This is a genomic window from Leucobacter sp. BZR 635 (assembly GCF_048061935.2).
Lineage (GTDB): Bacteria > Actinomycetota > Actinomycetes > Actinomycetales > Microbacteriaceae > Leucobacter.
The window spans coordinates 1-25,611 of record NZ_JBLUNZ020000012.1; the positions used below are offsets into that span (position 1 = coordinate 1).

The 25,611-nt window shown below is 65.0% G+C and carries 29 protein-coding genes; 15 read left to right on the forward strand and 14 right to left on the reverse strand.

Annotation, left to right across the window (positions count from 1 at the left end; translation table 11 throughout):
* Nucleotides 1–508, forward strand: a 508-nt coding sequence (locus ACI1US_RS01940; RefSeq protein ID WP_461637741.1) for an acyl-CoA thioesterase, incomplete at its 5' end; no start/stop codon positions are given.
* Between the two features lie 36 nt (nucleotides 509–544).
* Here ACI1US_RS01940 and ACI1US_RS01945 read toward each other — a convergent pair.
* Genes ACI1US_RS01945 through ACI1US_RS01975 form a run of 7 tightly spaced genes read right to left on the reverse strand, consistent with a single transcriptional unit; the run spans nucleotide 545 to nucleotide 5,771 of the window.
* Nucleotides 545–757: a hypothetical protein gene (locus tag ACI1US_RS01945; protein WP_461637743.1), complete on the reverse strand. Its 213-nt coding sequence runs from the start codon at nucleotides 755–757 to the stop codon at nucleotides 545–547.
* 23 nt (nucleotides 758–780) lie between these two features.
* Nucleotides 781–1,344 (reverse strand): HipA domain-containing protein, encoded by a 564-nt coding sequence (locus ACI1US_RS01950; RefSeq protein WP_461637745.1) that lies wholly within the window; start codon nucleotides 1,342–1,344, stop codon nucleotides 781–783.
* Nucleotides 1,345–1,359: 15 nt separating this feature from the next.
* A complete protein-coding gene (locus ACI1US_RS01955; RefSeq protein ID WP_461637747.1) occupies nucleotides 1,360–1,818 on the reverse strand; it encodes a HipA N-terminal domain-containing protein in 459 nt (152 codons plus the stop codon).
* Entirely contained in the window at nucleotides 1,815–2,033 is a 219-nt protein-coding gene (locus tag ACI1US_RS01960; RefSeq protein ID WP_461637748.1) for a helix-turn-helix domain-containing protein, read from the reverse strand. Before ACI1US_RS01960 ends, ACI1US_RS01955 begins: the two co-directional genes overlap by 4 nt.
* Nucleotides 1,979–3,568: a hypothetical protein gene (locus ACI1US_RS01965; protein ID WP_461637750.1), complete on the reverse strand. Its 1,590-nt coding sequence runs from the start codon at nucleotides 3,566–3,568 to the stop codon at nucleotides 1,979–1,981. The genes ACI1US_RS01960 and ACI1US_RS01965 overlap by 55 nt, the downstream gene beginning before the upstream one ends.
* 27 nt (nucleotides 3,569–3,595) lie before the next feature.
* Nucleotides 3,596–4,336 carry an AAA family ATPase gene (locus ACI1US_RS01970; RefSeq protein ID WP_461637752.1) on the reverse strand — a complete coding sequence of 247 codons (741 nt, stop codon included), beginning with the start codon at nucleotides 4,334–4,336 and terminating at the stop codon, nucleotides 3,596–3,598.
* Between the two features lie 40 nt (nucleotides 4,337–4,376).
* Nucleotides 4,377–5,771, reverse strand: coding sequence for an MFS transporter (locus ACI1US_RS01975; RefSeq protein ID WP_461637754.1), 1,395 nt, complete (start codon nucleotides 5,769–5,771; stop codon nucleotides 4,377–4,379).
* Between the two features lie 23 nt (nucleotides 5,772–5,794).
* On the opposite strand from ACI1US_RS01975, the gene ACI1US_RS01980 reads away from it, so the two are divergent.
* The 6 genes from ACI1US_RS01980 to ACI1US_RS02005 all read left to right on the forward strand — a co-directional run bounded on the left by ACI1US_RS01980 (nucleotide 5,795) and on the right by ACI1US_RS02005 (nucleotide 10,099).
* Nucleotides 5,795–6,064: a hypothetical protein gene (locus tag ACI1US_RS01980; protein WP_461637756.1), complete on the forward strand. Its 270-nt coding sequence runs from the start codon at nucleotides 5,795–5,797 to the stop codon at nucleotides 6,062–6,064.
* Between the two features lie 77 nt (nucleotides 6,065–6,141).
* A complete protein-coding gene (gene phnD, locus ACI1US_RS01985; protein ID WP_416549447.1) occupies nucleotides 6,142–7,038 on the forward strand; it encodes a phosphate/phosphite/phosphonate ABC transporter substrate-binding protein in 897 nt (298 codons plus the stop codon).
* On the forward strand, nucleotides 7,035–7,904 hold the full coding sequence (gene phnC, locus ACI1US_RS01990) for a phosphonate ABC transporter ATP-binding protein (RefSeq protein WP_416549446.1): 870 nt from the start codon (nucleotides 7,035–7,037) through the stop codon (nucleotides 7,902–7,904). Before phnD ends, phnC begins: the two co-directional genes overlap by 4 nt.
* On the forward strand, nucleotides 7,885–8,724 hold the full coding sequence (gene phnE, locus ACI1US_RS01995; protein WP_416549445.1) for a phosphonate ABC transporter, permease protein PhnE: 840 nt from the start codon (nucleotides 7,885–7,887) through the stop codon (nucleotides 8,722–8,724). Before phnC ends, phnE begins: the two co-directional genes overlap by 20 nt.
* Nucleotides 8,721–9,479: a tyrosine-protein phosphatase gene (locus tag ACI1US_RS02000; protein WP_416549444.1), complete on the forward strand. Its 759-nt coding sequence runs from the start codon at nucleotides 8,721–8,723 to the stop codon at nucleotides 9,477–9,479. The genes phnE and ACI1US_RS02000 overlap by 4 nt, the downstream gene beginning before the upstream one ends.
* Nucleotides 9,476–10,099 carry a TetR/AcrR family transcriptional regulator gene (locus tag ACI1US_RS02005; protein ID WP_416549443.1) on the forward strand — a complete coding sequence of 208 codons (624 nt, stop codon included), beginning with the start codon at nucleotides 9,476–9,478 and terminating at the stop codon, nucleotides 10,097–10,099. The genes ACI1US_RS02000 and ACI1US_RS02005 overlap by 4 nt, the downstream gene beginning before the upstream one ends.
* A gap of 86 nt (nucleotides 10,100–10,185) precedes the next feature.
* On the opposite strand, the gene ACI1US_RS02010 is transcribed toward ACI1US_RS02005, so the two are convergent.
* Nucleotides 10,186–10,410, reverse strand: a complete 225-nt coding sequence (locus ACI1US_RS02010; RefSeq protein ID WP_461637759.1) for a hypothetical protein — start codon at nucleotides 10,408–10,410, stop codon at nucleotides 10,186–10,188.
* Nucleotides 10,411–10,442: 32 nt separating this feature from the next.
* Nucleotides 10,443–10,958: a hypothetical protein gene (locus ACI1US_RS02015; RefSeq protein WP_461637761.1), complete on the reverse strand. Its 516-nt coding sequence runs from the start codon at nucleotides 10,956–10,958 to the stop codon at nucleotides 10,443–10,445.
* Between the two features lie 61 nt (nucleotides 10,959–11,019).
* On the opposite strand from ACI1US_RS02015, the gene ACI1US_RS02020 reads away from it, so the two are divergent.
* Nucleotides 11,020–11,763: a restriction endonuclease gene (locus ACI1US_RS02020; protein ID WP_461637763.1), complete on the forward strand. Its 744-nt coding sequence runs from the start codon at nucleotides 11,020–11,022 to the stop codon at nucleotides 11,761–11,763.
* Between the two features lie 282 nt (nucleotides 11,764–12,045).
* Here the strand turns inward: ACI1US_RS02020 and ACI1US_RS02025 are convergent, their stop codons facing one another.
* The 3 genes from ACI1US_RS02025 to ACI1US_RS02035 form a co-directional block, all read right to left on the reverse strand.
* Nucleotides 12,046–13,197: an acyl-CoA dehydrogenase family protein gene (locus ACI1US_RS02025; RefSeq protein ID WP_416549442.1), complete on the reverse strand. Its 1,152-nt coding sequence runs from the start codon at nucleotides 13,195–13,197 to the stop codon at nucleotides 12,046–12,048.
* A 125-nt stretch (nucleotides 13,198–13,322) separates the two neighbouring features.
* A complete protein-coding gene (locus ACI1US_RS02030; RefSeq protein ID WP_461637766.1) occupies nucleotides 13,323–14,153 on the reverse strand; it encodes a LuxR C-terminal-related transcriptional regulator in 831 nt (276 codons plus the stop codon).
* Nucleotides 14,154–14,350: 197 nt separating this feature from the next.
* Complete coding sequence (locus tag ACI1US_RS02035; RefSeq protein WP_461637768.1) at nucleotides 14,351–15,955, reverse strand: AMP-binding protein; 1,605 nt, start codon at nucleotides 15,953–15,955, stop codon at nucleotides 14,351–14,353.
* A gap of 1,309 nt (nucleotides 15,956–17,264) precedes the next feature.
* Between ACI1US_RS02035 and ACI1US_RS02040 the strand changes: the two genes are divergently transcribed.
* The 3 genes from ACI1US_RS02040 to ACI1US_RS02050 all read left to right on the forward strand — a co-directional run bounded on the left by ACI1US_RS02040 (nucleotide 17,265) and on the right by ACI1US_RS02050 (nucleotide 21,492).
* The gene (locus tag ACI1US_RS02040; protein ID WP_461637770.1) at nucleotides 17,265–17,585 is read left to right on the forward strand and encodes a nucleotide pyrophosphohydrolase; all 321 of its coding nucleotides are present in this window, start codon (nucleotides 17,265–17,267) and stop codon (nucleotides 17,583–17,585) included.
* A complete protein-coding gene (locus ACI1US_RS02045) occupies nucleotides 17,572–19,281 on the forward strand; it encodes a DNA/RNA helicase domain-containing protein (protein ID WP_461637772.1) in 1,710 nt (569 codons plus the stop codon). The genes ACI1US_RS02040 and ACI1US_RS02045 overlap by 14 nt, the downstream gene beginning before the upstream one ends.
* Before the next feature lie 423 nt (nucleotides 19,282–19,704).
* The gene (locus ACI1US_RS02050; RefSeq protein WP_461637774.1) at nucleotides 19,705–21,492 is read left to right on the forward strand and encodes an SHIRT domain-containing protein; all 1,788 of its coding nucleotides are present in this window, start codon (nucleotides 19,705–19,707) and stop codon (nucleotides 21,490–21,492) included.
* A 69-nt stretch (nucleotides 21,493–21,561) separates the two neighbouring features.
* Here the strand turns inward: ACI1US_RS02050 and ACI1US_RS02055 are convergent, their stop codons facing one another.
* The gene (locus tag ACI1US_RS02055; protein WP_461637776.1) at nucleotides 21,562–21,870 is read right to left on the reverse strand and encodes a metal-sensitive transcriptional regulator; all 309 of its coding nucleotides are present in this window, start codon (nucleotides 21,868–21,870) and stop codon (nucleotides 21,562–21,564) included.
* A gap of 127 nt (nucleotides 21,871–21,997) precedes the next feature.
* On the opposite strand from ACI1US_RS02055, the gene ACI1US_RS02060 reads away from it, so the two are divergent.
* The 4 genes from ACI1US_RS02060 (at nucleotide 21,998) to ACI1US_RS02075 (ending at nucleotide 24,835) form a co-directional block, all read left to right on the forward strand.
* A complete protein-coding gene (locus ACI1US_RS02060; RefSeq protein ID WP_461637777.1) occupies nucleotides 21,998–22,189 on the forward strand; it encodes a hypothetical protein in 192 nt (63 codons plus the stop codon).
* 37 nt (nucleotides 22,190–22,226) lie between these two features.
* Nucleotides 22,227–22,607, forward strand: a complete 381-nt coding sequence (gene trxA, locus ACI1US_RS02065; RefSeq protein WP_461637779.1) for a thioredoxin — start codon at nucleotides 22,227–22,229, stop codon at nucleotides 22,605–22,607.
* Between the two features lie 315 nt (nucleotides 22,608–22,922).
* Complete coding sequence (locus ACI1US_RS02070) at nucleotides 22,923–24,353, forward strand: MBL fold metallo-hydrolase (RefSeq protein ID WP_461637781.1); 1,431 nt, start codon at nucleotides 22,923–22,925, stop codon at nucleotides 24,351–24,353.
* A gap of 56 nt (nucleotides 24,354–24,409) precedes the next feature.
* Nucleotides 24,410–24,835: a rhodanese-like domain-containing protein gene (locus ACI1US_RS02075; protein ID WP_461637783.1), complete on the forward strand. Its 426-nt coding sequence runs from the start codon at nucleotides 24,410–24,412 to the stop codon at nucleotides 24,833–24,835.
* Here the strand turns inward: ACI1US_RS02075 and ACI1US_RS02080 are convergent.
* Nucleotides 24,829–25,611: hypothetical protein (locus tag ACI1US_RS02080; protein WP_461637785.1), on the reverse strand; the 783-nt coding region annotated here is incomplete at its 5' end. The genes ACI1US_RS02075 and ACI1US_RS02080 overlap by 7 nt on opposite strands.

The window sequence follows — 25,611 nt, forward strand, 5'->3', positions numbered from 1 at the left end:
CGCTGCCAAGGCGATCGAGGGGCGTGCACCGCTCGCGAGCGAACACCCCGACGCGGCCGGACTCGATGAGTACTGGGCCGCGGGCCGCGCACTCGATACGCGACACATTGATCCCCCGCTGTATGGCGAGCAGGTAGCGCCTCGCAGCTGGAACCGGCTCTGGGTGCGGTTCACTGCCGACACTGCCGAGCAGCGAGAACTGCTCGGCACGCCGAACGGGCGCGCCGCGCTCGTCGCGTATCTCGCCGACGATACGATCCTCGAACCAGCGATCGCTTCCCTCGGCCACGGCTGGCTCACCCCGAACCTGTTCAGCACGACCGTCGAGCAGAATGTCTGGTTCCACGCCGATTTCGACGCGCGCGACTGGCTACTGTTCTCGCAGCACCTCGTCAGTCGCGCGGGCGACCACGTCGTCTGCCGCGGCGAACTGTTCACCCCTGCGGGCACGCTCGTGGCGACAGTGCTGCAGGAGGGTATTGTGCGGGTGAGGCCTACTCGGCCGTAGGTGAACCCAACCCGCGGAAGTCCCGTGTGACGATGTCTAGTATGGCTCCTGCTGTTCCCCTGCGGCACGCCCCTCGATGAGGTTCTCGACAAACCCAGAGACCTGGTCGCGCAGGCCTGCGAATGCGCCCGGAATCGGGGATTCTGACTCCATCGCTAAGCGAAGCTCTGTGAGATCTCGGTCGACGATCACTTCGCTGTCCCGAAGCCCCCAACCGCGGAACTCGGCGATGAGGTCTTCACGCGTCACATCTGCGTGCCAGTATTTTCTGTTCACTGCGAGGGCGAGTTCGCCGTCACGCGACAGGTGTGCCTGCGGCACCACATCGTAGTCGGGGCGAGCTGGATCGAGCCTGCCGCGGTATGCAACAGGCCGAGGTTTTTGGCGCGAATGTCGAAGTTGCCAATGCCGACGGTAAACACCACCATCCGTGCAAGTGTGACCAGGTCTTGGGGGCGCGCGTGCCGCTCCACAACGTCAGCAATGCGCCGGAGGCTCTCAGCCCCGCGAATGCTCTGATACTTTTCGTTTCCGCTCGCCCCGAGCGCCTGGTTCATGTCTTCTTGGTGCACACGCCCTGCATCGCTGCGCTCACAGCGCTCAACGCGCTCAACGCGCTCAACGCGCTCAACGACGAGCGTCGGCAGGCCGGCAAAGTCGGCGATGACGACGTCGAACTGAGCGAGCCCAAGGGCCCGGGCAAGCCGCGAACCGTACTCCTCATGAAAGATGACAGTCGCGAAGGATCCGGGAAGCTGCGGTTTGAGAATATGGGTCGACGGGTATCCGCCGAGCGCTTGCGCCCAGCTTTCATTTCCAGGCGCATCGGTACGCACAAGAACGAGTTTGGGCTACACGCCCCCGAGCGAGGACTTCCCGGCGGCGCGATCATTCGCAAGGGGCGATCCCGATGGGTTTTCAAGCAGGATGCGCACTTCCTCGCCCGTTACGCTCCGCACTGCCGGGGTGCGAGGCTCGGTGGGGTCGTCCACGTCCCAGATTTGCAGCGCGCCGGCTACGTCACGTCCGTAGCGCGCGAGAAACGCGGGAGTGTCACCTCTCTTGAGTGCACCCTGCGCGAGCATGAACTCGTACTGATCGCCCTCCGGGAGCAGCTCCGCGAACCATTTTCTTCTGCGTCCCGCCCGGTCGCGGCGCGGGTGACGCACCAGGGGAATTGCGACGGACAGTACCGTACTGTTGATGCCGAACCTCGCAAGGCCCGCCGGGTCGGGGGCGAAGTCGAAGTCGCGAGCTCCCCGTTCAAGAAGCCCTACCCGCGTCCCGTGGATCTCAACGGCGAGTCTCATGCGGCTCCTCCTCCGGGTCGGTCCAGCTCGCTGACAACACTCTGCCGCAGGCCGGTATCTGCGGCGAGTTGCGCCTGCGAGAGTCCCCGGCCCAGTCGGGCCTGCCGAATAGCGGATCGGGCACTGGCGCGCACAGCAGCCGGGGCACGCTTCCCCGCCGCTACCCCAACGCCCAGTCGAGAAAGTCCTCGGCGGCGAGCACCGGCTTGCCCCACAGCGCCGCCTTCTTCGCCTTGCCCGACTGGCTGCCGCGCTCGGCGACGACGAGCACGTCGGTCTTCGTTTTCGTCATGTTCTCCGAGATGACGAGGCCCCGCGACTCCGCGAGCTCACGCATGTCGTCGCGCTCGAAGGTGCCGTGCACGGGCGACACGACCTCCCCCGTGAAGCAGACGCGCGCGCCGGGCACGAGCACGGCGTCGAGTGCTGTGGGTTCAGCGAGCTCGAAGCCCTCGGGCAGCACCCGCACCCCGAAGTGTCGTTCGGCGTCGCGGAGTCGCTCAAGGGTAGGCGCGTCGCGGTCGACGACCCGATCCCACGCGGCCTTTAGGTGCTCGGCCAGCAGCCCGGCCGCGTCGTCCTCTGGCGAGAGCTGCCCGCCGACGGTGAACGCGCCTGCGCCCGTGTGTCCGTGGGGGCCGGTGGTGCGCTGCAGCAGGTAGCCGTGGCCGGCACTGCGCACGGGAAACGGGCTGCCGGGCGCCAGCAGCAGCGCACCGGGTGCCTCCGCGTCGATCCGCTGCGCGATGTCTCGCGCCGCCCGCGCCCGCTCGAGCGCGGTGGGGGCGGATAGCGCGCGGCGATCCTCTGCCACGAGGTGGCCCGCCGGCAGCTCCGCGCCGAGCGGCATCTGCGCCACCACCCCGTTGCGCTTGAGCTCGAAATCGATGATGCCGAGCGCCTGATCCACCCCGACACCCGTCGGCACGCGGCCCGCGAGCAGCGGCGACAGTGCCGCCCAGGCCTCCGCCAGTAACGGCGCGAGGGCGACGTCGCGGGTCGTGATTCCGTAGTCTTGCGCCGCCGAGAACAGGTCGCTCGTGGGGTTCACGACCGTCGTCGCCTCGTCGCCGTCATCGGTGACCACCGCCATCTCGATGGGGCGGGGCCGGTAGCGGTCGCCCTCGTTGCCGACCTGCACGATCGCCAGATAAGCGCGCCCGAGCGCCGTCGCCGCCGCGTCGCCGGACTCGAGGAAGCGCCGCACGAGCACGTCGGTTTTCAGGTCGCGCGGCAGCACGTCGCGCTTGAGCACGAGGCCCTCGAGGCTCGTGCAGCGGCTCAGCGCGACATACAGCTGCCCGTTCGCGAAGGTGCCACCCGTGAGGTCGACGACGACCCGGTCGAGGGTCTGCCCCTGGCTCTTGTGGATCGTGATCGCCCACGCGAGCTTCATCGGGAGCTGCGCGAAGGTGCCGATGACCTCGTGCTCGAGGGATCCCGCGCGCACCACCGGCCGCGTAATCTCCCACGTGTGCTGGCGCACCTCGACGCGCTTGCCGTCGCGCAGCCGCACGTCGACGACCGGGCCGTCGCTGTCGCGGTCGATGCGCTCCACCTTGCCGATGCTGCCGTTCACCCAGCGGTCCGCGAAGTCGTTGTTCAGCAGCATCACCTGGGCGCCGACGGCGAGCTGCAGCCGCTCCTCGGCGGGGAGCTCGAAGCCGTCGGTGTCGCCGCTGATCTCGGCGGTGAACGCGAGCGGCTCCGCGGTGAGGCGTTCAAGCATCTGCCGGTTGCGGGCCCCCACGATGCGGTTCGTCGTCGCGAGCGTGAGCTAGAACTCGTCAAGGTCGGGGTCGAAGTCGGGGTTTGTGCGGGCGTTGAGCTCTGCGCGCGCGTCGTCGAGCAGCGCCCCCTCGCGCACCGCGTTCAGCAGGTCGACGAGCTTCGTGTCGCCGAGCTGCCGGAAGACGGTCGTGAGCTCCGTGACCGGGAACAGGTCGCGTGTGAAGGATCGGGCCGAGAAGAAGTACGGGGTTCCGTAGCGCTCGGCGATGAACTCGGCCTCACGCTCGGTGACGACGGGCGGCAGCTGGTAGAGGTCGCCGACGAGCACGAGCTGCACGCCACCAAACCGCTCCCCCGGCTTCGGCCCGAAGCGTTCGAGCGCTACGGCAAGCGCGTCGAACAGGTCGGCCCGCACCATCGATACTTCGTCGATGATGAGCGTGTCGAGTTCGCTGAGTGCGTTCGCGAAGCGGCCGGGGTAGTAGCGACTGCTGCGCACGTGCGCCTCGTTCACGCCCGACGGAAACGAGAAGAGGCGGTGGATCGTGTAGCCATCGACGTTGAGCGCGGCGATGCCCGTGGGCGCGACGGTGATGGCGTTGCGGTCGGTGTCGGAGAGGAAGCGGCGGATCAGGGTTGATTTGCCCGTGCCTGCCTTACCCGTGAGGAACACGTGGGAGCCGCCGTGGAGCAGGTCGAGCGCTCGCTGGAACTCGGGGGTGATGGTGATCGCCGATGCCGCGACTGGGGGTGCCGCGGCATCGGGATCGGTGAGTTGCTGAGCCATTGTTGGATCCTGTGGGTCGAGAGGTGAGTCTCGACCCACCCTACTGACTCGTCTGCTTGCTTCTGCGCTCGGGCGTGATCTGCACCTGGCCGGTGAGGGCGCGTTCGCTCGCGTCGGCGCTGCGCTCGAAGTCGCGTGGGCGCAGCACGAGCAGCCCGATGATGGAGATGACCGCGGTGCCGACGAAGAAGACCACCGGGGAGCTGATGTTGCCGGTGCCCGCGATGAGCGCGGAGGAGATCATTGGCGCGCTGCCACCAAAGATTGCCACCGGCAGGTTGTAGGAGACGGCGATGCCCGTGGATCTGATGTGCGTTGGCAACAGCTCCGTCATGACCGCGTAGGGGGTCGACGAGTACAGGCCGAATGTCAGCGCGACCGCGATGAGCGGGGCGATGAAGGTCTGCGGCGTCGCACTCTGCGCGGCGACGAAGAACCAAACGAGGGCCCCGGTGGCAAGGAACGCCATGACGAGCAGGAACGGCTTTCGCCCGTACTTGTCGGTGAACATCCCGCCAAATGGCATCACGACCGCCCCGAGTGTGCTCCCGATGAAGACGTACAGCAGCGTGGTGCCGGAGTCGAAGCCGAGCGTGTTCGACATGTAGGTCGATGCGAACGTGAGCAGCAGATAGAACATCGAGGCGAGCAGCGTGATGATGGCCGCGACGAGGGCCAGCGCCCGCTTCCATTTGAAGACCTCGCGCAGCGGCGCCTTCGAAGTCGTGCCGTGGCTGAGGAGCTTGCGGAACTCGGGGCTGTCTTCGAGCTTCATGCGGATGTACAGGGCGATGAGGCCGAGCGGGCCGGCGACGAGGAACGGGATGCGCCAGCCGCCGTTCTGCATGGTTTCTGATCCAAGGAGGAAGATCAGGCTGTTTGCGACGAGCCCACCGAGCACGAGCCCGAGCACCGCGGTCGCCATCAGCCAGCTCGTCGAGTAGCCGCGCCTGCCGGGACCGGCGTACTCCGCGATGAAGCTCGTGACCGTACCGATCTCGCCGCCGGCCGAGAAACCCTGCACGCAGCGAACGAGCACGAGCAGCGCCGGCGCGACCCAGCCCACCTGGTCGTTCGTCGGGAGCAAGCCGATCGTGAACGTCGCGCCAGCCATGAGCAGCAGCACGATCATGAGGGTGCGTTTGCGGCCGAGCCGGTCGGCCAGCGGGCCGAAGAAGAGCCCGCCGAGCGGGCGGACGAAGAAGCTCAGCGCGAACACGGCGAAGCTACTGATGAGGCTGACCGCGGCATTGTCGCTCGCGAAGAATGCCTGGCCGATGTAGATGGCGAGGAAGCCATACACGCCGTAGTCGTACCATTCGATGAGGTGGCCGACGATGGCCCCCACAAATGCTTTGCGTCGGCCCGGACTCGGGGACTGCGGGTTCTTCGGTGCCGTTGGGGCGTCGGGTGTCTGCTGTGGCGTCGTTGCCATGGCGGTTCGCCTGCCTTCTTCTGGTGAGTGAGTTCGAGCGTCTGTGCCTGCGCGCGTGCAAGGTGTCGCGCCTGGGCGCTGAGCGCACGAGCAGAACTCAACGCTCGCTGGTTCAATACACCATATGCAGCAAGGTAAAGAACGGCAACTGTTTGATAAACGACCGGATGATGCACTCTGTTGCCGCAGAAAACTCGAATGCCGCGCCGCCGCTCGGGCTCGCCGCAGGCCGCCATGGCATCGTTCACGCGACGTTCACGCAGGGTTTGGTGTGCGAACCCCCAGTCTCGTAATTCCCCGTCACTTTCGAGGGTTTGAATACAGGTGTTCTCGCAATTCGCCGAGAGCCACCCCACCTCGAAAGGTCACCATGCGTCGCAACGTTTTCACCGCGATTGGCGTGTTCGGTATCGCGGCAGTCGCGCTCACCGGTTGCCAGGCCGCAGCCCCCGCCGCAGATGCGGCGGACGCACCGATCACGATCGCCACCATCCCCATGTCCGACGATCCGACGGCGGAGAACCCAGTCGAGGTGCTCGTCGAGCTCCTCGAGGCCGAAACTGGTCGCGAGGTCGAGGTCACCGACGTGCCCGACTACCTCTCGGTGGTCGAGGCGATCCGCTCGGATCACGTCGACATCGGCATCATGAGCGGCTTCCCGTCGGCGCTCGCCGTGAACACGGGTGAGGTCGACGCGCTGCTCGCGTGGCCGGGCGACGACAAGCCGGTGTCCACCTGCGTGGTGCTCGACGACTCCCCCGTCCAGACCCCAGCGGATCTCAAGGGCAAGACGGTTGCGTTCGCGGATCAGGCGTCGAGCTCGGGCTACTTCATGCCCGTCTCCATGCTGCACGAGGCGGGCCTCACGCAGGGCACCGATTACGAGGCCATCTTTGCTGGCGGCCACGAGGGCAGCTTCGCCGCGCTCGAGCAGGGCCAGGTCGATGCGGCCTGCACCGCGTTCATGCTCACCGAGATGGGTGCCCCGATGTTCCCGTTCGCCGATGGCGAGTGGCGCGCCGTGGGCGAGAGCGCACCGATGGCGGTCACCGGTTCGGTGCTCGCTCGGCAGTCGCTCGACACTGAGACCCGCACACTCCTTGAGGAGGCGCTGCCGAAGGTGTTCTCGGCCGAGAACAAGGAGCGGCTCGCGGGCTACGGCGGCTTCGCCGGCCTCGAACCGGTGATCGCGCCGGATCCGGAGTTCTTCTCTTCCTTCGCCGAGATCGCGGCAGTCGCGGGCGTCGACCTCGAGGATCTCAAGTGAGCCGTCTCACGCGGGCAGCCCGGCAGTTCGCTCCGGCGGAGGCGGTCGATCCGTCGCTGCTCAGCACCGCCGAGCTCAGGCAGGCGCTCCCCCTCGTCACGGTGCGCGACCTCGCCGTCGCCTACGAGGGCGGCCCGAACGTGCTCGACGGCGTCGATCTCGATCTGTTTCCCGGAGAGATGGTCGCGCTCCTCGGGTCTTCGGGCTCGGGGAAGTCGACGCTCATGCGCTCGCTCACTGGATTCGCGCCGGTCACCGGCGGCCAGGTACGTGTGGCCGGGCACGACGTCACGAATCTGCGGCGCGGCGAGCTGCGCACGCTGCGTTCGGAGGTCGGGCAGGTTTTCCAGCAGTTCAACCTCATCCCCCGGATGAGCGTGCTCACGAACGTGCTCACCGGCGCGCTGCACAGCGCCGGCCCCATCAACCTCGTCGGCGGCTTCACCTCGGCGCACCGCAAGCGCGCGCTCGACCTGCTTGACCGCGTCGGCATCGCGCACAAGGCGAAAGATCCCGCTCGCTCCCTGAGCGGCGGCCAGCAGCAGCGGGTCGCGATCGCGCGCGCCCTCATGCAGCAGCCGAAGCTCATCCTCGCGGACGAGCCGGTCGCGTCGCTCGACCCGAAGCTCGCGGACTCCGTGCTCGAGCTGCTGCGCGAGATCGCGGTCGAAGACGGGATCCCCGTGCTCGTGAGCCTCCACGTGCTCCCGCTCGCCCTCGCGCACACCGACAGGATCGTGGGCCTCAGGCACGGCGAGATGATCGTCAGCGGCCGCACGGCAGACCTCGACGCCGCCCGGCTTGCGCCGCTGTACGACGAGACTCCCTCGTTGGAGGTGACGCCCAGTGGCTACGCAAGCGCCTGAGCGCCAGCGGGGCACCCAGCCCGAACTGCCGACTGCGGATCGCGCACGCCTCGAGCGCGCGGTGCCGCTGCCGAGGGCCCGGTTCCTCATGGGGCTTCCCGTCGCAGCGATCGTACTGCTGTGGTCGTTCAACGGCGCCGAGTTCAACTTCGCAAAGCTCGGAGACGGCGCCGTGAACATGGGCGAGTTTCTGTCGCGGCTGTTCCCGCCAGACTTCTCGAAGATCGGCACGATCGTCGAGCTGCTCATCGAGACATTCCAGATGGCCGTGGTCGGCACGGTGCTCGGCGCGGTGCTGTCGCTCTTCGTCGCGTTCGCGGCCGCCTCGAACATCGCCCCGAAGTGGCTGTACTACCCGGCCCGGTGGACGATGAACGTGATTCGTTCGGTGCCCGACCTCGTGTTCGCGCTCATGTTCGTGTCCGCGGTGGGGCTCGGCCCGTTCGCCGGCATCCTCGCGATGACGCTCGGCTCGCTCGGCTCCATCGGCAAGGTCTTTGCCGAGGCGATGGAGTCGGTCGATCGCGGCCCCATCGTCGCCATGCAGGCCGTCGGGGCGTCGAAGCGACAGGTGATTCAGTACGGCGTGCTGCCGCAGGCCGCCCCGCTGCTCGTCTCGTACACCCTGCTGCTGTTCGAGGGGAATGTGCGCGGGGCCACGATCCTCGGACTCGTCGGCGCCGGCGGCATCGGCCTCGAACTCACCACCGCGATGCGCATGTACGACTACGGCCACCTCAGCGCCATCATCATCTGCATCATCGTGCTCGTCACGGCCATCGACCAGGGCAGCGCCCTCATCAGAAAGAAGATCACATGAACACCACCATCGAGCTTCCGCTCAGCACGCCCGTGAACCTCCGCGATCTCGGCGGGATCCCCATCTCGGGCGGCGTGCTCCGCGAGGGCCTCGCGATCCGCACCGACGACCTCGCGACCGTCACCCCCGAGTACGCTGCAGAGCTCGTGGCCGGCGGCCTCACGGCCATCATCGACCTGCGCTCACCCGACGAGGTGCAGGTCACCGGCCGCGGCCCACTCGGTGACCATGCGGTCGCGTACCATCACCTGCCGTTCATGGGCTCGATCCAGGCACCGACCGGCGACGCCCCGGCCCTCACGCACGAGGTCATGGGCGAGATGTACGGCGGCATGGTCGAGCAGGCCGCCCCGCTCATCGTCACCGCGCTCACCGTCATCGCGCACTCGCCGGGCGCAACCGCGTTCCACTGCGCGGCCGGCCGCGACCGCACCGGCGTGCTCGCCGCCTCACTGCTGCTCGTGCTCGGAGCCGACGACGACGCGATCGTCGCCGACTACGCGCAGACCGGCCCAAACATGCCGGCGATCATGGCCCGCACGCGCACCGCCATGAGCGCCGTCTTCGCGAAGCTCGGCCTCGACCCTGACGTGTTTGACGGTAAGGGCCTCGAGGACGACGGCATGGAGCTCTCGATGCGCATGCTCCTCGCCCGCCTTCGCGAGCAGCACGGCGACCCGCTCGCGCCGCTGCGGGCGGCGGGCCTCGACGACGATACCGTCGCCAGGCTCCGGACCAGGGCCCTCGGCCGATGACACTCGCACCAGCAGCACCTGCCGGGGTCGCGGTTCGCCGCGGCCCCGGCAGGCCGCGTGATGTCGACCTCGACCCGCAGATCATCCAGGCGGTGCTCGACCTCATCGATGACGAGCAGGAGGTCACCGTCTCCCGCGTCGTCGAGCGCGCGGGCGTGAGCCGTGCGGCCCTCTACCGGCGGTGGCCGTCACTCACGACCCTCATCGCCGCGGCGCTCGACGTCGGGCGCACCGTGCCACCCGAGATCCGCGTCGACGGCGACCTCCGCGAGACGCTCTTCTCGTCGCTCATCGGGTCGCCCGCCTCGCTCGAGGCGACCGGGTACTCGGAGGCAAGGTTTCGGCAGCGGATCCGCCTCGTCATGGCCGACCGCGACCTGCAGCGCGCCTACTGGGAGTCGCACGTCAGCCGTCGCCGCGAACCCGTCGAGCGCGCGCTGCGAGCGGGAATCGCGCAGGGCCTGCTCCGCGCCGACCTCGACGTAGCGGCAGCGTTCGACGTGATTGCCGGGGCAGCCTATTACCAGTCGATCGTGCGCGGCGAGACGCCAACGAACCCGGCCACAATCGCGCGCATGACCGCGACGTTCGACATCGCCTGGCGCGGGATGGTGCGGTAGCGCGCTTCGTGAGGATCGTCCACATTACTCGCTGCAGGGTCTACCGAGGGTGGGCTCGATCGCGCAACGGGCCGCGTCGCTACGGGTCAAGAATTCGGATACGCAGACTCGACGTTCCCGCTCGCGACAAACTCGATCACGACAACAGCTTTTCCCCAGCTAGAGAACTCGCCCCACGACATGATTGAGAGCGCAATTATTCGATGTTCGGGCTTTGCCGCGAGCGCTTCATCAATAAGCATCTTCGTGTTCGTCATGCTGCCGAGATCAATCTCAAGGATTTCTTGTGCAGGAGTCAAGCCAAACGCCATGTCTTATCCCTAACTGTAGCTATTGAGTCGTTTCACTTGACCAGATTCGCGAACGGACGATCCCCCAATTGGGCACGAAAGCTCTGGATAAGCGAGCTCTCGACTGCGCTGGGGTGCCCGTCGGGGAGAGGTATCCATGCAAAACGCAAGCGAGGGGAATCGGAAAGCTGCCACACATAGCGACCACCCCAATGGCCGACATTCTTTCCGGTGCCAAACCTGAGATACTGACCGATCCGGCTCCTCAGCGTAGCCGAGCGTCCCGGGTCACCTGCCTTGCCGATGTAGAGCACCGGGCTCTCAGACACCCAGTTGGCCCGCAGCAACTCGATTGCAACATTCGGGTCTTTGCCTTTGAAGAAACCGCCGCTCCCAGTTTCCAAAAACTCTGGGGTACTCTGCCCGTCACGAACGATCACGTACACTCCCCGCACGGCGGGAAGCACCGAAGCGTCGACCCGCAGGTCCGCAATCGTGTGAAATCCCACAAACCCCGCGCCACTGATCGACTCGAGCGAAGTCCAATCGTTCACTGTGCTATCCGTCATGTCTGCTCCTCGTGTGCGCTATGTTCAGTTACGATACCGCGCCGCCGAGAAAGGGCCATCCATGACCACACCTGCAGGGTATGAAGTCCTCGTCGCAGAGCATTTTCAAGTACTGGGCTACGAGACGACATTGACAGCCGCTACGGGCGATTATGGGCTTGACGTCCTAGCTTCGAATGAACAAGAGCGCATCGCTATCCAAGCGAAACGCTATGGCGGATCTAACCGTAAGGTGAATCGCCAAATGGTTATGGAGCTGCACGGAGTCGCAGCATACTTCGACTGTCAGCGCGCAGTGCTCGCAACCGACGGTGAGCTTCTCCCGAGCGCGCTAGAAGTAGCCAAGAAACTCGGAATCGAAGTTCTACATCTCCCGCTTCACTCATCAAACGATGGTCAGCAGATTCCCTTCACGGCTCAGGCAACGAGCGTCAACACGCCACCGGAGACAGGAGCGCCCGACGCTTTACCCTCTTTTGACGAGATCTGGCAGAGGTACATCTGGCCGCTCGCGGGTCAAACCCTCACCCGTTCAAACGGAGGCACAAACGAAGTGGTCGCCGTGGACTGGGGAGGAATCACCAGGATTTCTTCAAATGGAAAGCACAGTCGCATCGACATCGAGATATTCCGACTCGCCGTGAACCAGTTGCTCTCGGAGGGCACGATAACGAGGCAGGAGATCAACGATAACTATGCAAAACGGGCTTCATCAGGAGTCGTTCTTGTGCTCGCCCAGGTTCCAATCTTCGCTTTTGAAACCTCCCCCCAGCATCGCCTTGTGCTCAAGCCTCGCGAGTTCTAGACCCCAAGGCTAGTTTGCACGAAGAAGCCCTCATCAGGGCGTTTTGATTGTGTCAACCGCGCCAGCCAGCTTGCCCGCACGCGGGCGGGCGCACAGGCCTTCGGGGCCGACTCTCGGCCTCGATGCGCACCCGCCCGAACACGTTGAGACCCTTGTACACTGGGCCGCGCGGGCACGGGGGCTTCGACCGTTCCGACCAGGCCCGCTGCAGTTTCCACGCCTGCTCAGCCACGACTTCCCAGAGCCCCAATGGCCACAAGGTGAGCGCCGGGGCCGGCTCGCCTACCCGAGCCCGAGGGAGCGGGCGATGAGCATGAGCTGGACCTCGTTCGTGCCCTCGCCGATCTCGAGGATCTTCGAGTCGCGGTAGTGTCGGGCGACCGAGAACTCGTTCATGAAGCCGTTGCCGCCGAAGATCTGGGTCGCGTCGCGGGCGTTGTCCATCGCGGCGTCGGAGCCGGTGAGCTTCGCGATTGCCGCCTCCGTCTTGAATGGCTTGCCCGCAGCGCAGAGGCGCGCGGCGTGATGCCACGCGAGGCGCGCGTTGTGCACGCGCAGTCGCATACGTGCGAGCGTGAACTGGATGTGCTGGCGGGTTGCGAGCTGCTCGCCGAAGACGATGCGCTGCTTCGAGTACTCGACGGCGTCGTTCAGGCAGCCCTCGGCGGCACCGGTGGCGAGCGCGCCGACGGCGATCCGGCCCTCGTCGAGTGTGCGCAGGAAGTTGGCGAAGCCGCGGCCGCGCTCGCCGAGCAGGTTTGCCTCGGGCACGCGCACGTCGTTGAAGCTGAGCGGGTGCGTGTCCGACGCGTTCCAGCCGACCTTGTCGTATGCGGGTTCGACGGTGAAGCCCGGGGTGCCGTTTGGCACGATGATCGTCGACAGCTCCTTGCGGCCGTCCTGCTCCCCGGTGACGGCGATGACGGTCACGAACTTCGTGATGTCGGTGCCGGAGTTCGTGATGAACTGCTTCGAGCCGTTGATGACCCACTCGCCGTTGTCGAGCCGCGCGGTGGTGCGGGTCGCGCCGGCGTCGGATCCTGCCTCGGGCTCGGTGAGTCCGAAGCCCGCGAGCGCGCGGCCTGCGAGCAGGCCGGGCAGCAGCTCGGCCTTCTGGGCGTCGGTGCCGAAGTTGAAGAGCGGCATCGCACCGAGGCCCACGCCGGCTTCGAGGGTGATCGCGACCGACTGATCCACCCGGGCAAGCGCCTCAATCGCGAGGCACAGCGCGAAGTAGTCGCCGCCCTGCCCGCCGACTTCCTCCGGGAAGGGCAGGCCGAAGAGCCCCATGTCGCCCATCTGCTTGACGATGTCGAGCGGCAGGGTGTGCGTGCGGTCGGCCTCGTAGGAGATCGGCGCGACGACCTCGTCGGCGAACTCCTTCACCATGGCCGCGAGCTGCAGCTCCTCGTCGTTCAGGTTGTAGTTTTCCATCAACCGCTCCTTAGCGTTCTTCGTGTGGTCTGTGTGTTGTGGTCTTTCGCCCTTGAACGATCGTCCGTTCGGTCGCGGGCAGTGAAAGGCGCGTGAGCGAGGATGCCGCTCACGCGCTTAGGCGCTCAAGGGAGCTGCCCGTAGCGACGGGCGAGCGCGACCGATTCGACGCGGTTGTGTGCGCCGAGCTTGCGCATCGCTGCGCGCAGGTAGCTCTTGACGGTCTCGAGCTCCAAGAACAGCCGCTCCCCGATCTCTCGGTTGGTGAGCCCGATGGCGACGAGGGCGAGCACGTCGACCTCGCGGGCCGACAGCGCCGGGCCCTCCTCCGTGCCGCCCGGGGCGAGCTTCGTGAGGATGCCGTGGAGTTCGGCCTGTGCTGTCGGGTCCTCAACCGTGCGCGCGAACTCGCGCAGCTCGGCGAACGCCGCGCGCACCTGTTCCCACTCGCGATCCGACGGTGCGCTGCGCACGGAGCGCAGGTACTCGGCAGTCTCGACGGCGGTGGTCTGCTTCGTGACGGCGTCGTCGACGGCGAGCCGGAATGCGATCGTGTCAGCGGCCTCCGCGATGCTCTCCACCTCGGGCTCGCTCAACGGGCCTGCGTGGCGGTGGGCGCCGTACACGATCCCCCGGGCCTCGCCCTCGATGACAATGGGAAGCGCGGCGACCGCGCGCAACTCCTCGGCCGCAACGGCACGGTCGTAGTCGCGCGAGATCGAGGGGTCGTGGAGGTAGTCATTCGCGAATGCTGGGGTGGCCTGCGCGAGGGCGAGACCGCCGAGACCTGCGCCACTACGGATCACCAGGCCCTTGAGCTCCGCCGTGCGGACGCCGACTGCGTGCGTGATCGTAAACCTGTCAGTGTCGGGAGCCGTGTATCCGCCGAACAAGACGTCGAGGTGCGTGTGTTCGCGCACGCCGTTGAGCGTGTGCGCGATCCCTGTCCCCTTCATGGTGCATGCCTAGGAGATGGCGTTTGCCTACGCCGGAGCGACCTGCGGCGGCGAACTGCGTGAAGCTCTTGAACCATGAGGACCCCTTCGAACTGGCGCGTGCACCGGAGGATCCTGACGGCATCCTCGCCGTTGGACCCAGCCTAGGGGCATCGCGCAATCGTGTCGAGCAACGACGCTCCGTCGCGCCCGCGTGTTCATGCCATCTCGAGAAGCTCGATAGCCAGCTCCCGCATTTCGACCTTACGTACCTTGCCTGTGACGGTCATCGGGAACTCGTCGACAACGTGCACGTACCTCGGAATCTTGAAGTGCGCGAGGCGTCCGTTCGCGAACTCACGCAGCGCTTCGGCGGTGACCGAATCAGCGCCTGGCCGCAGCATGACCCACGCCATGAGCTCCTCGCCGAAGCGCTGATCTGGCACCCCGATGACCTGCACGTCGGCGATGTCAGGGTGACGGTAGTAGAACTCCTCGATCTCGCGGGGGTAGATGTTCTCGCCGCCGCGGATCACGACGTCCTTGAGCCGCCCCACAACGGACAGCCGGCCCTCCGCGTCCATCGTGGCGATGTCGCCGGTGTGGATCCACTTGCCCGGATCAATCGCTTCGGCGGTCTGCTCCGCGTCGCCCCAGTAGCCGAGCATCACGGAGTAGCCGCGCGTGCAGAGCTCCCCCGGCTCGCCGACGGGCACGACCTGGCCTTCCTCGTCGATGATCTTCACCTCGAGGTGCGGCATCACCTTGCCGATGGTCTGCGTGCGCGCCACGAGGTCGTCGGTGATCGACGTCATCGTCGACACGGGCGCGGTCTCGGTCATGCCGTAGCAAATCGCGACCTCTCGCATGTTCATCTCGGCCATGACCTCTTCCATCACCTCTGCCGGGCACGAGGATCCGGCCATGATGCCGGTGCGCAGCGACTTCAGATTGTACTTTGCGAACTCTTCGAGCCCGAGCTCGGCGATGAACATCGTCGGCACGCCATAGAGCGAGGTGCAGCGCTCCTGCTCAACCGCCGCGAGCGTCTTCTCCGCGTCGAACACGGGTGCGGGGAGCACGATGCAGGATCCGTGGCTGTGCGCGCCGAGGATCCCCATCACCATGCCGAAGCAGTGGTACAGCGGCACCGGCAGGCAAACCCGGTCGGCCTGTGTGTAGCCGATCCCCTCGCCCACGAAGAAGCCGTTGTTCAGGATGTTGTGGTGAGTGAGCGTCGCGCCCTTCGGGAAGCCCGTGGTGCCCGACGTGTACTGAATGTTGATGGCCTCGTCGAACGCGAGCGACGGGCGATCCTCTGTCGGCGGGTTCGCGGCCGCGTCTGCGATCGCCTCATCCCACTCCGGCGTGCCGATGAACATCACGTTGCCGAAGCCGATCTCGGCGAGCATGCCCCGGTAGTCGCTCGAGCGGTACTGCACCGCGCTCACCATGAGCGAGATGCCCGACTGCTCGACCACGTACTGCAGCTCGTGGGTGCGGTACGCGGGGTTCACGTTCACGAGGATCGCCCCGATCAGCGCGGTCGCGTACTGCGTGAACACCCACTCGGCGCAGTTCGGTGACCAAATGCCGACCCGGTCGCCCTTCTTCACACCGCGCTTCGTGAGTGCGTTTGCGAGGGTCTCGCTCTCGCTCAGCAGCTCGCTGAACGTCCAGCGTCTGCCCGTGAACGACTCGACCAGCGCTTCGTTGTCTGGAAACTGCTCGGTTGTGTTGCCAAGCATGCCGCCGATGGTCTGCCCCAACAGCGGTGTTGTGCTCGGACCCGACGCGTATGAAATCTGTGCTCCATTGCCCATGACTTCATGATCCCTGGGGCCGCGTTTGGCGGATACCCCCTTTCGCGGGTGAGATTTTGGACGGGCGACGGCATTCATCGGTTATCAGGCCTCTCACCCTGCGGAGAAGCACACTGCCGCGACTCCCTCTCCGGTACTGCATTACGTTAGGACAGAGAATCCTATGTAATTCAGGTCAAGAAAGCAGGAGTGAATTGTCCAATAGCTACGCAATTTATGTGCCGCTGGGCGGCGGAGGGCCTACCAACCTCGCCGCTGGAATCGAGGCGGGCACCTGGGGATGGAGAGATGATCTCTCGCCCAAACACACGGAGGCCTTACGAGAGATCCGCGAAGGCGATCTCGTAGTGATCGCGAGCGGCGTCCCCAATCTACGTGTGCCGCCAGGACAGCTCACTGATTCTACGTTCAGAGTCCTACACGCTCTAAAAATTATCCGCGGGTTCTTCGTGAGCGCTGCACCGCTCTGGCCGGATGAAGTCCAAGCTGGATCAGTCATCTATCCGCATCGAATCGGTTTCGAGGTTATTGGCTCGTCCGTAAACGCCCACGCTTCAACGCCCCGGTTGGCTGAGGCACTCCGACTGTCAGGAAACACTCGGGGCAGGCTAGTCAATGTGTTGGAGACGATTCTCCCGACCCAAACAACAGGTGTTGCCGCAACGGGAAGGGTGGCCCCGAACTTTACAGCAGGTTCGCTAGACGCCGTAACGACGGTGACCACACGCAAAGAGCAGACCGCTCTCAGAAAGTACCTGTTCGACGGCGTGATTGGCGCACGGTGCGCGCTGTGTGGCAAAGAACTCCCCGTCGGGCTCCTTCGGACCGCGCACATCAAGCCCCGCAATGAATGCTCGGACACAGAAAAGCGTGATCTGGATAACGTAATGTCCGCATGCACTTTAGGGTGCGACGAACTATTTGAGCGAGGTTACCTCACCGTAGACGCAGGCGGGATCGTGCAGACCGCTTTCACTGGGTTCACGGATCTTGCGTCAAGCGTCGGCTCCTTGCAGTCCCGCGTTTGCTCAGCGTTCGGGCCCGAGAGCAAGCCCTACTTCGCTTGGCATTCGACGTTCCATGCAGGAAGGACTCAGCGCTGACCCAGCAGCCTCAGGAGTAGAACGGATCACCGCTTGGAAGGCCAACTCCTAGGTCCGCGCCCAGTGATATGGCACCGTAGTTTCTGCGGGGACAGCGAGCCGGCCGAGCCCTCCACGGCGCTGCCGTCAGCGTTTCCCTCTGCCTGTGAGTTATTTACACCTAGGGAAACGCGTTTGTGCTGGTGACTCGCTGATAGCGTGGAGCAATGGCAGAACAGACTCTTCGAGATTTGCTGCGCGCTTTTGCGGCGGAACGCGAGTGGGAGCAATTCCACACGCCAGCTAACCTTGCAAAAAGTATCAGCATTGAGTCCGCAGAACTCCTCGAGTGCTTCCAATGGTCCGAGGAAGGTGACGGTGAAAGAGTAAAGGAAGAACTCGCGGACGTTCTGACCTACGCTTACTTCTTGGCAGATCGAATAGGGTCGACACCGGAGTCACTGATTCGCGAAAAACTCAAGAAGACCGCAGAAAAGTACCCCATCGAACTCGCACGGGGGAAGAGTGCCAAGTATGACCAGCTCTGAACCGAGTCGTTTTCACGAACTCAGATTCAGCAAAGCTGACATCGAGAAGTGGACGGATGCGCGGGGTCGCCACCAGAACTGGCCTGTCGTGTATGTCATTCACGACAGGAGACGAATCTACATCGGGGAAACCACTCGGGCTCGCTCACGTTTCCGCCAGCATCTTGAAGACCCTGACAAAGCAGGCCTCAATGCTATTCGTGTTGTGATCAACGAAGAGTTCAACAAATCGGCATGCCTTGATCTTGAAGCCCGTCTCATCTCTTGGTTCCATGCGGACGGGGTTTACAGCCCGCTCAACCGCAACGATGGCCAACAGCGCTCAAGCTATTTCGAGCAGCACACCCGATATCAGGCCATATTCGACGAAGTCTTCAACGCGTTGAACGCCGCGGGGTATTTCACCAGGTCTATCGACGAAATTGAAAGCCTCAATATATTTAGGCTTTCACCTTTCAAGACACTCAACGATGAGCAGCTCGTGGCAGTGAGCATGATTGTCGAGGGTTTGTTCGCAGATATCGCCAGCGGGACCCCTTCAACCAGCGTCGTTCAAGGAGGACCTGGCACGGGGAAGACCATTCTGGCGATCTACCTCCTCAAGCTACTCCGAGATATACAGCTCACTACTCATGACCCTGATCCCGAAGACGACGGTAGGTTCAACGAGTTCTTTGTGTCCGGGTACCGCGAAGCGCTCGCCGGGGCCCGCATAGGTTTTGTGGTGCCCCAGCAATCGCTTCGCAAAACCATCCAGAGTGTTTTCAAACAGACGCCCGGGCTTCGCGGAATACAGGTCCTCAGCCCTTACACAATCGCGGGGAAAGATGAACACTGGGACCTTCTCGTGGTGGACGAGGCTCACCGACTCACCCATCGCGGCTCCGGAACCACGCGAGGAATGTTCAACGACCGCAACAAGCTCCTGTTCGGCGATGAGCACGAGGCAAAGACAGCGGTCGACTGGATCATCGCTCGAAGCGACCATCAGGTCTTCCTCGTAGACGGCGAGCAGACGGTGCGGCCCGCCGACGTACCCGCGCACGTGACGCGCGACCTCGTGTCCACTGCGAAGAATACGCACAGGCACTACTCACTCGAATCACAAATGCGAGTGGCAGCGGGTGACGAATACCTCGATTTCGTCCAGCGCCTGTTCACGAGCGCTCCGGTGCCTGCACGCGTGCCCGACTCTTACGATCTGCGATTCTTCGACGACCTCGCAGAGATGCGGGAAGTCATCACCGAGCGTGAAAGGGAGCATGGCTTATCCCGCCTCGTGGCCGGATACGCCTGGAAATGGGCTGCCAAGAACAACCTCGCCGACGATGCTCCATACGATATCGAGCTCGATGGAGTGCAACTTCGCTGGAACAGAACAGACACCGATTGGATCGCCTCCCCCACGTCGCCTGAAGAAGTCGGCAGCGTGCATACCGTGCAAGGCTACGACCTTAACTATGCCGGCGTCATCATCGGGCCCGACATCGTGTGGGATGAGGAGCTCGGCCGCGTGCGCGCCATACGCACCAATCATTTCGACACGGAAGTGCGTTCTGTGCGCGATGAGCAAGCGCTGCTCGAGTACGTACGAAATGCTTACTACGTGCTCCTCACCCGCGGTATGCGTGGAACCTATGTGTACGTGTGTGATCCGGCTTTGCGGATGCGCCTACGAACTCTCTTTGAGCAGTAGCGTGATTCGCTGACGCCTGCAGCCAGTCGCCCCAAGCCGTTCAATAAGCTCAACTCGATTCCGAGTACGACGGTGAGGTCGCCAATCGTCACTGCCTTCCACTGGAGACCCCTTCAACGGACAAATACCCCGCCGTAGCTTCGAAAGTCTTTGGCTTTACCAACTGGGTTGGATTGTTGCAGGGAATCCAGGGTGTCGCGCAGGACAGATGTCCAAGGCCCCAGAGAGTCGGCTAGATACACATTCTCAGCATCTTTGACTTTAATTTGCTATGCAGCAAGGATGGGAACGAGCCCCTGGGTCAGGGAAGCGCCTATGTTCTATTGGCTTAAGGCTCTGCAAGAAGCGCGACGAAGCATGAGCGAGACCCCGTTTCGACCCCCGTTCGCACACACCCGTGTAGTAGCCGGCAGGAGACCCAGTATGAACACCGCCCTCCCCCAGAAACGCCCCCTCTTCCTCGCCGCTGCCGCGTCCCTCGCCGCACTCATGGTGGCGGGAATCGGAGTACAGCCCGCGCAGGCGGACCCCACTCCTGTAGCGATCAGCGTCACCGCGAGCGCATTTGCGCCGGAGAGCCCGATCCAGGTTGCCGATGATGAGTTTCTCTTCGATTCAAGCAAGGGCGAGGATGCTACTGGCTCAGACGCCGGATACCAGCTCTCGTACAAGGGTTCGCTGGAGATGACAACGGTATGGAGTTCCTACCGGCTGGCTCGATTTGCCTGGATGATTAGGAACCAGAACGACCTCAATCGCTGGAACGCGAAGACCTTCAGCGGCGAGTGGAATATCTCGTTTACGGTCGACCCTGCGGTTGTCTCCTACAACCCTGCAATGATGACCTGCGATGAACTCCAGAAGACCATCATCGAGCAGAACAATCCGGACCCGCAGAACCCCACGAACACCTTCGGTGACATCATGCGGTGCGATCCGGCTGACCCGAATGCCGTGACGTACGACGAGCAGAGCGGGCAATACACCGCAAAGTTCCGCCTCATGAAGGAAGACGGCGGCCGCGTCACCGGTGCCGACCTCGACAAGAGCACCAACCAGCCGAGCCAGCTCGACCTCACCACTCCCACCGGCGCTTTCTACGTCAAGCAGTCGGCATTCTCCGCGAATACAACCTTCCTCATGACAGCGCCGCGGGTCAACGGCGAATTCGCGATGGACGCGTTCTACATCGGCATGCCCGTCACGTTCGACGCGACCGGCAATGACGTGCCGCTCACGATGGTAACGACGCACGATACGCTCTTCGAGTTCGCGAGCACGACCGCAAGCAGAGACCTCCCCGCCGAGGTAGTGGCGCTGCTCCCCGCGCGCACCACGATGCACCGTGAGGGTGCGGTCGTCACTCCGGAGGCACCCGAGACAACATCCGTGCGCGAGGGCCAGGGCACTTGGACGTTCGATGGCTGGTCACCCGAGACACAGACCGTCGGCACCGCAGACATCGTGTTCGTGGGTAACTGGAGCTACACCGTCGATCCCGACGCGATCTTCACTGTCACCTACGGCTTCACCACCGATAGCGACGAAGAACTCCCCGCCGAGGTCCTCAATCTGCTGCCGGGAGCATCAACGGCGCAGCAGGGCACGGTCGTCGCCCCCGCCGATCTCACCGCGACGGAGGTCGTGTCAGACGAGGGCGCGTGGACGTTTGGCGGATGGTCGCCAGCATCAGCGACGGTCGCCGGAAACGACGTCACGTTCACCGGCAGCTGGGCATACACGAAGGCCGTCACACCCGACCCGAAGCAGGAGTACGCGGTCAGTTACATCTTCGTAGCACCCGGTGACCGGGCGCTGCCGGCTGCGGTGAGCGCGCTGCTCCCTGAGTCGAGCAGCGAACTCGACGGGACCGTCGTGACGCCCGCCAGCCCGGCAAAGGACCCGGTGCGCGTTGCGAACGGCTCATGGAAGTTCGCGGGTTGGTCGCCCGCCTCAGCGACCGTCATGGGAGCAAACCTCGAGTTCGTGGGCACGTGGTCATTCGTTCCGGCGTCCACGACGAAGGATCCCACGAACCCACCGAAGACGACCGATACCACGAATGACAAGACTCCTGCCAAGCAGCCAGATCAGCTCGCGGCCTCGGGCGCGGCGCAGTCGCCATTGCCGTTCGTAGCTGGCGGGGCGCTGACGTTGCTCGGTGCCCTCGCGGTTGCGCTCCACTTCGCTGCGAGGCGCAAGACTAACTAGCCGACACACTGATGAGGCCGGGGCTGCTCCTAGGAGCAGCCCCGGCCTCATTCATTTTCGCGGGGAATACTACGCCAACGAAAGGAACATCTTCTCGAGTTCCTCGGGCTTCGCCGAGTCCTCGTTGTCAGGGTCTGCGAGGCACTCCTGCAGTGCGGTCGAGATGACGAGGAAGCCCGCGCGATCCAGCGCCTTCGATACCGCCGAGAGCTGCTGTACGACGTCGCGGCAGTGCGCGTCACCCTCAACCGCATCAATCACAGCCGCGAGCTGGCCGTGTGCGCGGCGCAGGCGGTTCACAACCTTCCGCTTCGCCTCGGGCGTTGCGCCCAGCTGCGACTCGGTGCCAGTGCCGGTAACGGTGCTCTGCTCAGACAATGCTGCCTACTTTCAGGTTCAAACTTGACCTCCAGGATATCCCACGGGGTATAGTTACCAGTGACAAGAATATACCCCCGGGGGTATTTTGAGCAACGGGTGCGAAACCCCGCGAAGGAGAAACCAGATGTGCCGACCAACCAAGTGCCGCACGTGCAGCAAGACCACCTGGGCTGGCTGCGGCCAGCACGTCGAGATGGTGAAGATGAGCGTTCCCTCGTCTGACTGGTGCAACGGCAAGCACTCCGCGGCGCAAATCGAGGCCGCAAAGGCCGCGCGCGGCCCCGGTTTCTTCGCGAAGCTCTTCGGCCGCGCCTAAGCGCCGCTCCCCCGCACACGAACAGAGAGGCCACGCAATGGCAACCAAAGACTTAACCGTAGACACCTTCGTTCCGACGGTCGACGCCGAAGGCATCGTGCTCGTCGACTTCTGGGCGGAGTGGTGCGGACCGTGCCGCTCGTTCGCCCCGGTCTTCGAGAAGGCGTCAGAGACCCACCCCGACATCACGTTCGGCAAGGTCGACACGGAGGCCGAGCAGGCGCTCGCCGCCGAGTTCCAGATCACGTCGATCCCGACGCTCATGGTCTTCCGCGACGGCATCCTCGTCTTCTCGCAGGCGGGTGCCCTCCCGGCGCAGCAGCTCGAGCACCTCGTGCAGGGCGCGCGCGACCTCGACATGGACGACGTGCGCAAGCAGATCGCTGCGCAAGCAGACAGCGCTCCCGCCGCGAAGTAACCCCGGCGGCATACCCGCGACACGGCACCCGCGGCACAGCACCCGCCGCCGAGCACCAGCTCAGCGCGGCACCGAACATCACACCACCAAGAACACACGTAAGGATCCACCATGTGCGCACGAATCACCTGTAGCAACTGCAACAAGCCGACCTGGGCTGGCTGCGGCGAACACATCGAAGAGGCACTCGAGGGCGTCGCGGTCGCAGACCGCTGCAGCTGCGCCTAAGCCTCGAGCGCGAGCCAAGCCCGCGCGATCCCCCGACCACCCCACAAACACCACCGGCCGCCACGCCCATCCCAGAAGGAGCCACCCATGCTGCTCGAACGCATCTATGACGAAGACCTCGCCCAGGCGAGCTACTTTATTGGCTGCCAGGCGAAGGGCGAGGCGATTGTCGTCGACCCGCGCCGCGACCTCGACGTCTACCTCGACATCGCCGAGAAGAACGGCATGACGATCATCGGCGTCACCGAGACACACATTCACGCCGACTACCTCTCGGGCACGCGCGAGCTCGCGGCCCGCACCGGCGCGAAGATGTACGTCTCCGATGAGGGTGGCCCCGACTGGACGTACGGCGACGGCTTCGACGACGCGGTACGCATGCGGCACGGCCACCAGATCACGCTCGGCAACATCACGGTCGAGGCGCAGCACACGCCCGGCCACACCCCCGAGCACCTGTCCTTCCTCATCACGGACGGCGCGCAGTCGTCGGAGCCGGGCTTCGTGCTCACGGGTGATTTCGTGTTTGTGGGCGATCTCGGCCGCCCCGATCTCCTCGACGAGGCAGCCGGCGGCGTCGACACCCGTTTCGAGGGCGCGAAGCAGCTCTTCGCGAGCCTCCGCGACCGATTCCTCACGCTCCCTGACTATGTGCAGGTGCTCCCTGCGCACGGCGCCGGGTCGGCGTGCGGCAAGGCGCTCGGATCGGTTCCGTCGTCGACGGTCGGCTACGAGCGCAACTTCTCGTGGTGGAGCCGTTATTTGAAGAACAACGACGAGCAGGGCTTCATCGCTGAGCTGCTCGAGGGCCAGCCCGACGCGCACGCGTACTTCGGCCGCATGAAGATCGAGAACCGCGAGGGGCCGGCCGTCATCGGCGAGGTCCAGGAGCTCACCGAGTACACGGCAGCGGAGCTCACCGCCGCCCTCGCCAACGACAGCGTCATCTTCGTCGACACCCGCCACAACACCGAGGTGCACACGGGCACCGTGCCCCGCTCGCTGAACATCCCGGGCGTCGAGAAGGCCGCGAGCTACGGCGCGTGGGTCTACAACCCCGAGACCGAGTCGCGCCCGCTCGTGCTGCTCGCGGACTCGCGTGAGGAGGCCGAGGAGCTGCGGGATCACCTCGTGCGCGTCGGCATTGACTCGGCGCGGGGCTTCGTGACGTCACTCGACGGGCTCGAGCTCGTGCAGCCGCAGATCGTGCTGCCGAAGGATCTCGACAGCGTCGACCGCGCCCTCCTCCTCGACGTGCGCAACAAGACCGAGTACGCCGACGGCCACCTGCCTGGTGCCACGCAGCTCTCGGGCGGCCGCGTGCTTTGGAACCTCGGCGAGCTCCCCGCGAAGGACGCCGGCACGATCATCACCTACTGCCAGAGCGGCGTGCGCAACTCGGTTGCGGCGAGCGCCCTGCGCCGCGAAGGGTACGACGTTGCCGAGCTCAAGGGCAGCTACCTCGCGTGGATCGCGGAGCCGGGCAACGAGCCCGTCGTCGCGGCGGCCGCGGCGTAACCCGTCCTCTGCCTCTGCCACACTGAGTTCAATCCGCTTTCCGAAAGGTCGCCCCCATGCGTCGCTCCCGTCTTCCCCTCCGTTCCGCCCTCACCGCGCTGTCGGCTGCCGCCGTGCTGTTCGGCCTCACCGCCTGCGCTGGCGCGCCGGGCTCTGCCGGCTCGGCCGGCACCGCCCCGGAGGGGAACGCGGGTTCGACCGTGGAGGTGAGCGAGGGCACGATCCTGCTCGACGTGCGCACTCCCGAGGAGTTCGCGGCGGGCCACCTCGATGGCGCGCAGCTCGTCGATTTCAACGGTGGCGAGATTCCGGGCGCGATCCTCACCCTCGACCCGGAGGCTGAGTACCTCGTGTACTGCCGCTCGGGCAATCGCTCGGGTCAGGCGATCGAGCTCATGGCCGCGGCGGGCTTCACGAATCTCACGAACCTCGGCTCGCTCGAGCAGGCGGCTTCGGCGACGGGGATCGCGGTCGTTCAGTAGCGCGACCAGCGCCTGCCGCCGTCAGTGTCAACAGCCTCCCACGCGACGGGCTCCCCCGTGTAGCGCACCCGGTGTGTGAACCAGAAGGTCTCGTCGGGATCCCACCCGGCGATCACCGATGCGGCACCTTCGAATCCCGAGTCAGCCGGAACGTCGATGGCCGTGCCCACGGCGGCGAGATAGGCCCCGACTTGCAGGTGCACCGCGTCGTACGCTTCGGCGACGGCGGCCCAGTCCGGGATGATCCACGTTCCGGCCCGGCCCGTCGTGCGGAACCAGTCGTGGCGCACCTCGCCGGTCGCCTCGAGCGGGAACCTCCTGCAGAGATCTGCCCACGCCGCGGCCGAGTCGATCTCGAGGACGCGCAGGCCACCCGGCACGCTGAGCCGCTGCGTCTCCCCGCGCTCCCACCCGAAGCCGTCTTCGACGCAGCTGAGTTTCACCGGCGCACCGCCCGCGAGCGCTCGGGTTGAGGAGGGCACCGCGAACGGGGGTTTCGACCACCAGTTTCCGGTCGAGTTCTCGGACGGATCTTCGGGCCGCTCGCGTCTTGCGCGGGCCTCGCCCTCGATCTGTTCCTGCCGCGCCTCTGTGAGTACTCCGGGGTGCTCAGTGAGTGGGGCGATGGGCATCGCGCCCTCCCATTGCACCGCCCACTGCTCGCGTTCCACCACAGAAGTGAACCACCAGTCGGTGTGTGGGGATCCCGCGACGAGCTCCGCGACGCGGTGCAGCTGGGCGACAACCTCCGGCTGGGCCGCGAGCACGTCCTCGCC

What these genes read in the sequence shown, in the direction of transcription:
- ACI1US_RS01970 (WP_461637752.1), bottom strand. Translation starts at nt 4,336, where the DNA reads ATGGCTCAGCAACTCACCGATCCCGATGCCGCGGCACCCCCAGTCGCG.
- ACI1US_RS02020 (WP_461637763.1), top strand. Translation starts at nt 11,020, where the DNA reads ATGACCACACCTGCAGGGTATGAAGTCCTCGTCGCAGAGCATTTTCAA.
- ACI1US_RS02030 (WP_461637766.1), bottom strand. Translation starts at nt 14,153, where the DNA reads ATGAAGGGGACAGGGATCGCGCACACGCTCAACGGCGTGCGCGAACAC.
- phnD (WP_416549447.1), top strand. Translation starts at nt 6,142, where the DNA reads ATGCGTCGCAACGTTTTCACCGCGATTGGCGTGTTCGGTATCGCGGCA.
- ACI1US_RS02070 (WP_461637781.1), top strand. Translation starts at nt 22,923, where the DNA reads ATGCTGCTCGAACGCATCTATGACGAAGACCTCGCCCAGGCGAGCTAC.
- ACI1US_RS01975 (WP_461637754.1), bottom strand. Translation starts at nt 5,771, where the DNA reads ATGGCAACGACGCCACAGCAGACACCCGACGCCCCAACGGCACCGAAG.
- ACI1US_RS02045 (WP_461637772.1), top strand. Translation starts at nt 17,572, where the DNA reads ATGACCAGCTCTGAACCGAGTCGTTTTCACGAACTCAGATTCAGCAAA.
- ACI1US_RS02010 (WP_461637759.1), bottom strand. Translation starts at nt 10,410, where the DNA reads ATGGCGTTTGGCTTGACTCCTGCACAAGAAATCCTTGAGATTGATCTC.
- ACI1US_RS02005 (WP_416549443.1), top strand. Translation starts at nt 9,476, where the DNA reads ATGACACTCGCACCAGCAGCACCTGCCGGGGTCGCGGTTCGCCGCGGC.
- ACI1US_RS02000 (WP_416549444.1), top strand. Translation starts at nt 8,721, where the DNA reads ATGAACACCACCATCGAGCTTCCGCTCAGCACGCCCGTGAACCTCCGC.
- ACI1US_RS02015 (WP_461637761.1), bottom strand. Translation starts at nt 10,958, where the DNA reads ATGACGGATAGCACAGTGAACGATTGGACTTCGCTCGAGTCGATCAGT.
- ACI1US_RS02050 (WP_461637774.1), top strand. Translation starts at nt 19,705, where the DNA reads ATGAACACCGCCCTCCCCCAGAAACGCCCCCTCTTCCTCGCCGCTGCC.
- ACI1US_RS02075 (WP_461637783.1), top strand. Translation starts at nt 24,410, where the DNA reads ATGCGTCGCTCCCGTCTTCCCCTCCGTTCCGCCCTCACCGCGCTGTCG.
- ACI1US_RS01955 (WP_461637747.1), bottom strand. Translation starts at nt 1,818, where the DNA reads ATGAGACTCGCCGTTGAGATCCACGGGACGCGGGTAGGGCTTCTTGAA.
- trxA (WP_461637779.1), top strand. Translation starts at nt 22,227, where the DNA reads ATGGCAACCAAAGACTTAACCGTAGACACCTTCGTTCCGACGGTCGAC.
- ACI1US_RS02035 (WP_461637768.1), bottom strand. Translation starts at nt 15,955, where the DNA reads ATGGGCAATGGAGCACAGATTTCATACGCGTCGGGTCCGAGCACAACA.
- ACI1US_RS02060 (WP_461637777.1), top strand. Translation starts at nt 21,998, where the DNA reads ATGTGCCGACCAACCAAGTGCCGCACGTGCAGCAAGACCACCTGGGCT.
- ACI1US_RS02040 (WP_461637770.1), top strand. Translation starts at nt 17,265, where the DNA reads ATGGCAGAACAGACTCTTCGAGATTTGCTGCGCGCTTTTGCGGCGGAA.
- ACI1US_RS02025 (WP_416549442.1), bottom strand. Translation starts at nt 13,197, where the DNA reads ATGGAAAACTACAACCTGAACGACGAGGAGCTGCAGCTCGCGGCCATG.